This is a genomic window from Streptomyces sp. NPDC058371 (assembly GCF_042723265.1).
Classification (GTDB): Bacteria; Actinomycetota; Actinomycetes; order Streptomycetales; family Streptomycetaceae; genus Streptomyces.
Genome location: NZ_JBHXJC010000009.1, coordinates 219,108 through 228,009, shown reverse-complemented (window position 1 = coordinate 228,009; position 8,902 = coordinate 219,108). Strand labels below are relative to the sequence as shown.

General features: G+C 68.6%; 7 protein-coding genes. 1 reads left to right on the top strand and 6 read right to left on the bottom strand.

Annotation, left to right across the window (positions count from 1 at the left end):
- Positions 1-138: 138 nt before the first annotated feature.
- From ndk to ACFWM2_RS25710, 4 genes are all read right to left on the bottom strand, one after another.
- Positions 139-552 (bottom strand): nucleoside-diphosphate kinase, encoded by a 414-nt coding sequence (gene ndk, locus ACFWM2_RS25725; RefSeq protein ID WP_121403076.1) that lies wholly within the window; start codon positions 550-552, stop codon positions 139-141.
- Between the two features lie 183 nt (positions 553-735).
- Positions 736-1,107, bottom strand: coding sequence for a DUF4233 domain-containing protein (locus ACFWM2_RS25720; protein WP_383284314.1), 372 nt, complete (start codon positions 1,105-1,107; stop codon positions 736-738).
- A gap of 3 nt (positions 1,108-1,110) precedes the next feature.
- Positions 1,111-2,631, bottom strand: a complete 1,521-nt coding sequence (locus ACFWM2_RS25715; protein ID WP_383284311.1) for a bifunctional folylpolyglutamate synthase/dihydrofolate synthase — start codon at positions 2,629-2,631, stop codon at positions 1,111-1,113.
- A 342-nt stretch (positions 2,632-2,973) separates the two neighbouring features.
- Positions 2,974-5,598, bottom strand: a complete 2,625-nt coding sequence (locus tag ACFWM2_RS25710; protein WP_383284308.1) for a valine--tRNA ligase — start codon at positions 5,596-5,598, stop codon at positions 2,974-2,976.
- Between the two features lie 136 nt (positions 5,599-5,734).
- On the opposite strand from ACFWM2_RS25710, the gene ACFWM2_RS25705 reads away from it, so the two are divergent.
- The gene (locus ACFWM2_RS25705; RefSeq protein ID WP_383284305.1) at positions 5,735-6,679 is read left to right on the top strand and encodes a hypothetical protein; all 945 of its coding nucleotides are present in this window, start codon (positions 5,735-5,737) and stop codon (positions 6,677-6,679) included.
- A gap of 72 nt (positions 6,680-6,751) precedes the next feature.
- Here ACFWM2_RS25705 and clpX read toward each other — a convergent pair whose 3' ends face one another.
- Together clpX and ACFWM2_RS25695 are read right to left on the bottom strand one after the other, a co-directional pair.
- Positions 6,752-8,041: an ATP-dependent Clp protease ATP-binding subunit ClpX gene (gene clpX / locus ACFWM2_RS25700; protein ID WP_383284302.1), complete on the bottom strand. Its 1,290-nt coding sequence runs from the start codon at positions 8,039-8,041 to the stop codon at positions 6,752-6,754.
- 160 nt (positions 8,042-8,201) lie between these two features.
- On the bottom strand, positions 8,202-8,882 hold the full coding sequence (locus ACFWM2_RS25695; protein WP_383284299.1) for an ATP-dependent Clp protease proteolytic subunit: 681 nt from the start codon (positions 8,880-8,882) through the stop codon (positions 8,202-8,204).
- Positions 8,883-8,902: the final 20 nt, after the last annotated feature.

Here is an 8,902-nt window from a genome sequence, read left to right as displayed (position 1 = left end):
GGTGGTTGTTCTTAGAGACACGTGCTGGATGAGCAGCTCTGTTTCCCCCTCTTTGTGGTGTGGGTGGGGTTTTTTGGTTTTTGGTTTTGCTCCCCTTCCTCCCCCCCTCCTCTCCCCCCCCCCGGCCCCGCACCGGTGTCAGACCCGGCCCGGGAAGAAGATCTTCAGCTCGCGCTCCGCGGACTCCTCGGAGTCGGAGGCGTGGATCAGGTTCTCCCGGACGATGACACCGAAGTCCCCCCGGATGGAGCCGGGGGCCGCGGCGATCGGGTCGGTCGGGCCGGCCAACGCCCGGACACCCTCGATGACCCGCTCCCCCTCGACGACGAGCGCCACCACCGGGCCGGAGGCCATGAACGCGACCAGCGGCTCGTAGAAGGGCTTGCCCTTGTGCTCGCCGTAGTGCTGCTCCAGCGTGTCCTGGTCCAGGGTCCGCAGCTCCAGCGCGGTGATCTGCCAGCCGGCCTTGCGCTCGATTCGGCTGATGATCTCGCCGGTCAGGCCGCGACGGACGGCGTCGGGCTTGAGCAGGACGAGGGTGCGCTGGCTCACGGTGGTGGCTCCTTCGATCACATGGTTGCGGGGGAACCGAGGCTACAGGGCGTGTCCGGGTGCCTATTACGCAGCGTCAGGTGGTACGGCTTCCCGCCCCCGAAGCACCTTCTGTACGGAATGACCCCGACCCTTTTGCGCCGAGTTGCCCCTGTCTTCCGTGCCGGGCAGCGCCTGTGCCCGCTATGCCGGGTTGCCCCCGGTCTCGGCTCCCGCCTGCGCCTGCGCCTGCGCGGCGAACCTCGCCTTGGCCTCGTCGATCTTCCGGCCGTAGTGGACCGACGCCCACCACAGGGCGGCGAACATCGCCCCCATGAAGAACATCGTCGGCACGATGAAGCCGGACGCGATCAGCGCGATCTGCAGGGCCCAGCCGAGCTGGACCCCACCGGGCCGGGTGATCAACCCGCAGAACAGCACGCACAGCGCCATGGCGATGCCGCTCACCGCCCAGACCGTGCCCATCGACAGGTCCGGGTCCTTCATGGCGACCAGACCGGCGAAACCGATCAGGAACACCTCGCCGATCAGGGTCGAAGCACAGAGCGTACGCACGGGTCAGCCCCTCCCCAGGAGCAGTCGGGCCTCGCCGACGGTGATGACGGAACCGGTGACGAGGACTCCGCCGCCGGCGAACTCGCCGTCCTCCTCGGCGAGGGTGATCGCGGCCTCCAGGGCGTCGTCGAGGCGCGGCTCGACCTGGACGCGGTCCTCGCCGAAGACCTCGACGGCGATCCCGGCCAGCTCGTCCGCGTCCATCGCGCGATGACTGGAGTTCTGCGTGATCACGATCTCGGCGACGATCGGCTCGAAGGCCTCGAGCAGCCCTCGTACGTTCTTGTCGCCGCTCGCTCCGACCACACCGATCAGCCGGCTGAAGTCGAAGACCTCGCTGACGGCCTCGGCGGTGGCGCGGGCGCCCGCCGGGTTGTGCGCGGCGTCCAGGACGACGGTCGGCGAGCGGCGTACGACCTCCAGCCGGCCCGGCGCGGTGACCGCGGCGAAGGCCTTGCGGACGGTGTCGATGTCGAGCCCCTGCGAGTGCGCGGCACCGACGCCGAAGAACGCCTCGACCGCGGCGAGCGCCACGGCCGCGTTGTGCGCCTGGTACGCCCCGTGCAGCGGGAGGAAGATCTCCTGGTACTCCCCGCCCAGGCCGCGCAGGGTCAGCAGCTGCCCGCCGACGGCGACATGCCGGGCCACCACCCCGAACTCCAGCCCTTCCCTGGCCACCGTGGCGTCCACCTCGACGGCCTTCTTCAGCAGCACCTGGGCCGCGTCGACCGGCTGCTGGGCCAGGATCACGGTCGCGTCCTGCTTGACGATGCCGGCCTTCTCCACGGCGATCTCGCCCGGCGTGCCACCGAGCCGGTCGGTGTGGTCGAGGTCGATGGGAGTGACCACGGCGACATCGCCGTCGATCACGTTCGTCGCGTCCCAGCTGCCGCCCATGCCGACTTCCACGACGGCCACGTCGACGGGCGCGTCCGCGAAGGCCGCGTACGCCATGCCCGTGAGCACCTCGAAGAAGGAGAGGCGGTACTCCTGCTGGGCGTCGACCATCTCGATGTACGGCTTGATGTCGCCGTACGTCTCGATGAAGCGCTCGGCCGAGATCGGCGTACCGTCCAGGCTGATCCGCTCGGTGATCGACTGGACGTGCGGGCTCGTGTACCGGCCGGTGCGCAGCTCGAAGGCGCTGAGGAGGGCCTCGATCATGCGGGCGGTGGAGGTCTTGCCGTTCGTCCCCGTGATGTGGATGGAGGGGTACGCGCGCTGCGGCTCGCCGAGCAGGTCCATCAGCGCGGCGATCCGGCTGACGGACGGCTCCAGCTTCGTCTCGCCCCAGCGCGTGGCGAGGTCGGCCTCGACCTCGCGCAGCGCCTTGTCGGTCTCCGGGTCGGCCGGCCGCGCGGGTACGTCGGCCCCCGGCAGGCCGCCCTGGGTGCGCAGGGTGCGGCTGCCGGCCTCGATCACCGCGAGGTCCGGGTCACGCTCGGTCTCGTTCGCGACGATCTCGTCGAAGGAGTCCAGCGGATCGGGCTCGCTGCTGCTGTCGTGCGGGGGGAGCTCACTCACGGGGCCAGTCTACGGAGCCGCCGGTCCACCCCGCGTGGGGGCGCACTCTCCGTCTCCGGGGGGCTCCACCCCCAGACCCCCTTGTCGCGCTGACGCGCTCGTCCTCAATCGCCGGACGGGCTGAAAATCTCTCCCGCGCCCAGCGCAAAAGGCTCGCCGCCTGCCCGGCACAAGAGTTCTCTCGTCGTCGGGCCGGAAAGTCTCAGCCCCTCCGGCGGTTGAGGAGCGGGGTCCGGGGCGGAGCCCCGGGTACGGGACGGGTAGGGGCGGCGGGGGCGAAAAACGCCAAGGCCCCCGGTGCCTCATCGGGCTCCGGGGGCCTTGGACGCGTGCAACGGCCGGCTACGCCTCCGGGAGGCGGTCCAGCTGGGTCCGGATACGGGCGATGTCCTCGTCGGCCTTGCCGAGCCGCGTACGGATCTTCTCCACGACGTGATCCGGCGCCTTGGCGAGAAACGCCTCGTTCCCGAGCTTGGCGTTGGCCTGAGCCTTCTCCTTCTCGGCGGCGGCGAGATCCTTGGCAAGCCGCTTGCGCTCCGCGGCGACATCGATCGTGCCGGAGAGGTCGAGAGCAACCTGCGCCCCCGCGACCGGCAGGGTCGCGGTGGCCGTGAACGCGTCCCCCTCCGGCTGGAGCCGCAGCAACTGCCGGATCGCCGCCTCGTGCGGCGCCAGCGCGGTCCCGTCGAGGACCAGCCGCGCCGGCACCCGCTGCCCGGGCTGCAGCCCCTGATCGGCACGGAAGCGACGCACCTCCGTGATGACCTGCTGAAGCGTCTCGATCTCCCGCTCGGCGGCGTCGTCACGGAAGCCGCTGTCCTTGGGCCAGTCGGCGACGACGACCGACTCACCCCCGGTGAGGGTGGTCCAGAGCGTCTCCGTGACGAACGGCACGATCGGGTGGAGCAGCCGCAGCGTGACGTCCAGGACCTCGCCCAGCACCCGGCCGGACACCTTCGCCGGCGCACCGCCCGCCATGAAGGTCGTCTTGGACAGCTCGACGTACCAGTCGAAGACCTCGTCCCACGCGAAGTGGAAGAGGGCGTCCGACAGCTTGGCGAACTGGAAGTCCTCGTAGAACGCGTCGACTTCGGCGACGGTCTTGTTCAGCCGGGACAGGATCCACCGGTCGGTCGCCGACAGCTTCTCCGCCTCGGGAAGCGGGCCCTCGACCGTCGCGCCGTTCATCAGCGCGAAGCGGGTGGCGTTCCAGATCTTGTTCGCGAAGTTGCGCGAGCCCTGGACCCAGTCCTCGCCGATCGGCACGTCGACGCCCGGGTTGGCACCGCGGGCGAGCGTGAAACGCAGCGCGTCACTGCCGTACTTGTCCATCCAGTCCAGCGGGTTGACCGCGTTCCCGAAGGACTTGGACATCTTCTTGCCGAACTGGTCGCGGACCATGCCGTGCAGGGCGATGGTGTGGAACGGCGGGGTGCCGTCCATCGCGTACAGGCCGAACATCATCATCCGGGCGACCCAGAAGAAGAGGATGTCGTAGCCGGTGACCAGGACGGAGTTCGGATAGAACTTCGCGAGGCTCTCGGTCTGTTCGGGCCAGCCGAGCGTGGAGAACGGCCACAGGCCGGAGGAGAACCAGGTGTCGAGGACGTCGGTGTCCTGGTGCCAGCCCTCGCCCGTCGGGGCCTCGTCATCGGGACCGACGCAGACGATCTCGCCGTTCGGGCCGTACCAGACGGGGATGCGGTGGCCCCACCACAACTGCCGCGAGATGCACCAGTCGTGGAGGTTGTCGACCCAGTCGAAGTACCGCTTCTCCATCTCCTGCGGGTGGATCTTGACCCGGCCGTCGCGGACGGCGTCGCCCGCCGCCTTCGCCAGCGGACCGACCTTGACCCACCACTGCATGGACAGCCGCGGCTCGATGGTGGTCTTGCAGCGCGAGCAGTGGCCGACCGAGTGGACGTAGGGGCGCTTCTCGGCGACGATCCGGCCGTCCGCACGCAGGGCGGCGACGATGGCGGAGCGCGCCTCAAGACGGTCCAGGCCCTGGAAGGGACCCGGGACGGTGATGACCGCGTGCTCGTCCATCACGGCGATGTTGGGCAGGTTGTGGCGCTGCCCGATCTCGAAGTCGTTCGGGTCGTGGGCGGGCGTCACCTTGACGGCGCCGGTGCCGAACTCGGGGTCGACGTGCTCGTCCGCGACGACCGGGATGGAGCGCTCGGTCAGCGGGAGCCGGATGAGCGTGCCGACGAGGTGCCGGTACCGCTCGTCGTCGGGGTGAACGGCGACGGCGGTGTCACCGAGCATGGTCTCGGCACGGGTGGTGGCGACGACGATGGAGTCGTCCCCGTCCCCGTACTTCATGGAGACCAGCTCGCCGTCGTCGTCCTGGTACTCGACCTCGATGTCCGAGATGGCCGTCAGACAGCGGGGACACCAGTTGATGATGCGCTCGGCGCGGTAGATCAGTTCGTCGTCGTAGAGCTTCTTGAAGATGGTCTGGACGGACTGGGAGAGCCCCTCGTCCATGGTGAAGCGCTCACGGGACCAGGCGACGCCGTCGCCTAGGCGGCGCATCTGCCCGGAGATCTGTCCGCCGGACTCGGCCTTCCACTGCCAGACGCGGTCGGCGAACGCCTCCCGGCCGAGGTCGTGCCGGGACTTGCCCTCCTTGCCGAGCTCCCGCTCGACGACGTTCTGCGTGGCGATGCCGGCGTGGTCCATGCCGGGCTGCCACAGCGTCTCGAAGCCCTGCATGCGCTTACGGCGGGTGAGGGCGTCGATGAGGGTGTGCTCGAAGGCGTGCCCGAGGTGCAGGCTGCCCGTGACGTTCGGCGGCGGAATGACGACCGTGAACGGGGGCTTGTCGCTCTTCGCGTCCGCCTCGAAGTAACCCCGCTCCACCCAGCGCTCGTACAGCTCCCCCTCTACCTCGGCCGGCGCGTACTGGGTCGGCAGTTCGGTGATGGGCGCTGATGGCTGCTGCTGAGCGTTCTCGGTCACGGGCCCAGTTTAGGGGTGTCACCACCCCGTCCCGAAACGGGAATCTTTAGTAACGGTGCGGCCCCCGATGCCTTCCGCCGGGTGACCTTGCGCCAGGATGTTCGGAACACATAAGTATCTGGAGGGGAACCCAGTAATGAGCTACAACCAGCCGGGCCCGTACGGCGGGCAGCCCCAGCAGCCCGGACCGTACGGTCAGCCGGGTCCGTACGGCCAGCAGCCGCAGGCACCCCAGCCCGGTTACGGCTATCCGCAGCAGGCTCCTCAGCAGCCCGGCTACGGCTATCCGCAGCAGGGTCCCCCTGGTGTCCCGCCCCAGCAGCCCCCCTACGGCCAGCAGCCGTACGGCCAGCAGCCCTACGGCGCCCCGCAGCCCCCCGCGGCCGGCGGCGGCAAGAAGAAGACGGGCCTCATCATCGGCTCGGTGGCCGTCGTGGCCGCGATCGCGGTGGCTGCGTACTTCCTGATCGGCGGCAGCGGCTCCTCCGACGTCGCGGACGACGGCCCCCACAAGCTGATCACGCCAGCGACGGTGCTCGACGGGACGTACACGAAGAGCAAGGGCTCCGGCAGCGACGGCATGAGCCAGTCCGACCTCAAGGACGCCGAGAGCTGGGGTGTGAAGAACCCCAAGGACGTCAGCGCGGCCTACGAGTCGGGGGACAAGAGCAACCCGCTCTCGATGAAGCAGATTTCGTTCGGCGGCGTCTACGGGACCATCGACGACCCGGAGAAGACCGTCGACAACATGTTCGCCGACATGAAGAAGAACCAGGAGAAGGACGGCAGCGGGGACGGCGAGCTCCTCGGCAGTCCCAAGGCCTATACCCCGAGCGGCCTGGACGGCGCCGTCCTCAAGTGCCAGGAGGTCAAGGTCGACCTCGGCTCGTCGTCGAGCACCGACTCCAGCTCGACTCCCAAGAACATGACGATGCCGGTCTGCATCTGGGGGGACCACAGCACACTCGGTTTCGTCATGCCGGTCGACTACGCGGGCGCCCTGGCCGGCAAGGCGAGCTCCCCCGAGGACGCGGCCGACACCGCCGCGAAGCTCCGCAAGGACGTGCGCGTCAAGCTCTGACCCCCACGCGGCAACACCGAAGGGGCCCCGGTCGGTTGACCGGGGCCCCTTCGCGTACGGCTGTTGCGGCGGCTACGCCGTCTTCTGCTCGCCCGGGCCCCGGCCGTTGCGCGCGTCGCGCGGGATCAGGGTCGGGTTCACGTTCGAGCGGACGACGTCCGCCGTGATGACGACGCGGGCCACGTCCTTGCGGGACGGGACCTCGTACATCACGGACATGAGGACTTCCTCCATGATGGCGCGCAGGCCGCGCGCGCCGGTCTGGCGGAGGATGGCCTGGTCGGCGATGGCCTCCAGCGCCTCGCGCTCGAACTCCAGCTCCACACCGTCGAGTTCGAAGAGGCGCTGGTACTGCTTCATCAGCGCGTTGCGCGGCTCCACCAGGATCTGGAGGAGCGCCTCGCGGTCGAGGTTGTGGACCGAGGTGATGACGGGCAGCCGGCCGATGAACTCGGGGATCATCCCGAACTTCACCAGGTCCTCGGGCATGACGTCCTCGAACTGGTCCTTGGCCTCCAGCTCCCGCTTCGAGCGGATCGTCGCGCCGAAGCCGATGCCCTTCGCGCCGGCCCGGGACTCGATGAGTTTCTCCAGGCCCGCGAAGGCGCCGCCCACGATGAACAGGACGTTCGTCGTGTCGATCTGGATGAACTCCTGGTGCGGGTGCTTGCGGCCGCCCTGCGGCGGAACGGAGGCGGTGGTGCCCTCCAGGATCTTGAGCAGGGCCTGCTGCACGCCCTCGCCGCTCACATCACGCGTGATCGAGGGGTTCTCGCTCTTGCGGGCCACCTTGTCGATCTCGTCGATGTAGATGATGCCGGTCTCGGCCTTCTTGACGTCGTAGTCCGCTGCCTGGATGAGCTTCAGCAGGATGTTCTCGACGTCCTCGCCGACGTACCCGGCCTCGGTCAGCGCGGTGGCGTCGGCGATGGCGAACGGAACGTTCAGCATGCGCGCCAGCGTCTGCGCGAGGAGGGTCTTGCCGGAGCCCGTGGGGCCCAGCAGGAGGATGTTGGACTTCGCCAACTCGATGGCGTCGTCGCGGCCTTGGGCGCCGCCGTTCTCACCGGCCTGGACCCGCTTGTAGTGGTTGTACACCGCTACCGAGAGGGACTTCTTCGCGGCCTCCTGGCCCACGACGTACCCCTCGAGGAACTCGTAGATCTCGCGGGGCTTGGGAAGTTCCTCCCAGCGGACCTCGCTCGTCTCCGCGAGTTCTTCCTCGATGATCTCGTTGCAGAGATCGATGCACTCGTCGCAGATGTACACACCGGGGCCTGCGATGAGCTTCTTGACCTGCTTCTGGCTCTTGCCACAGAACGAGCACTTGAGCAGATCGCCGCCGTCACCGATGCGTGCCACGGTGTGCTTCCCCTTCGCCTGGGAGACGCCTGGATCCAGCGGCTCCTGGTGCTGCCTTATGTCCGACGGTACCTTGCCGGGCCCCCCGTTCGGGCCCCCCTTGGCACGGTTCACTTTGTCGTGCACCGTGCCAAGGAGCGGTAGACCTTACAGCGCCGCGTCAGGCAACCACCGAGTTGTTCAACTTCCGGGTGGAGATGACCTGGTCGATCAGACCGTACGCCAGCGCGTCCTCAGCGGTGAGGATCTTGTCGCGCTCGATGTCCTCGCGGATCTTCTCGATCGGCGTGGTCGAGTGCTTGGCCAGCATGTCTTCCAGCTGCGCGCGCATCCGGAGGATCTCGTTGGCCGCGATTTCGAGGTCCGAGACCTGGCCGCGGCCGGTCTCGCTGTACGGCTGGTGGATCAGCACGCGCGCGTTCGGAAGCGCCATGCGCTTGCCATGCGTACCGGCGGCCAGCAGGATCGCGGCGGCCGAAGCGGCCTGGCCCATGCAGACCGTCTGGATGTCCGGCTTCACGAACTGCATCGTGTCGTAAATCGCCGTGAGCGCCGTGAAGGAGCCACCGGGGCTGTTGATGTAGACCGAGATGTCACGGTCGGGGTCCATCGACTCCAGGCACAGCAGCTGCGCCATGACGTCGTTGGCGGAGGCGTCGTCGATCTGCACGCCGAGGAAGATCACGCGCTCCTCGAAGAGCTTCGCGTACGGGTCGTACTCACGCACGCCCTGCGAGGTGCGCTCGACGAAGCGCGGGATGATGTAGCGGGACTCCGCACGAGGACCGGTGTACTCGGCCTGCGTGCGGACGTAGAGGCCGCTGCCGGGGAAGTCGTTCACTGTGTCTCCTGGAAGCCTGA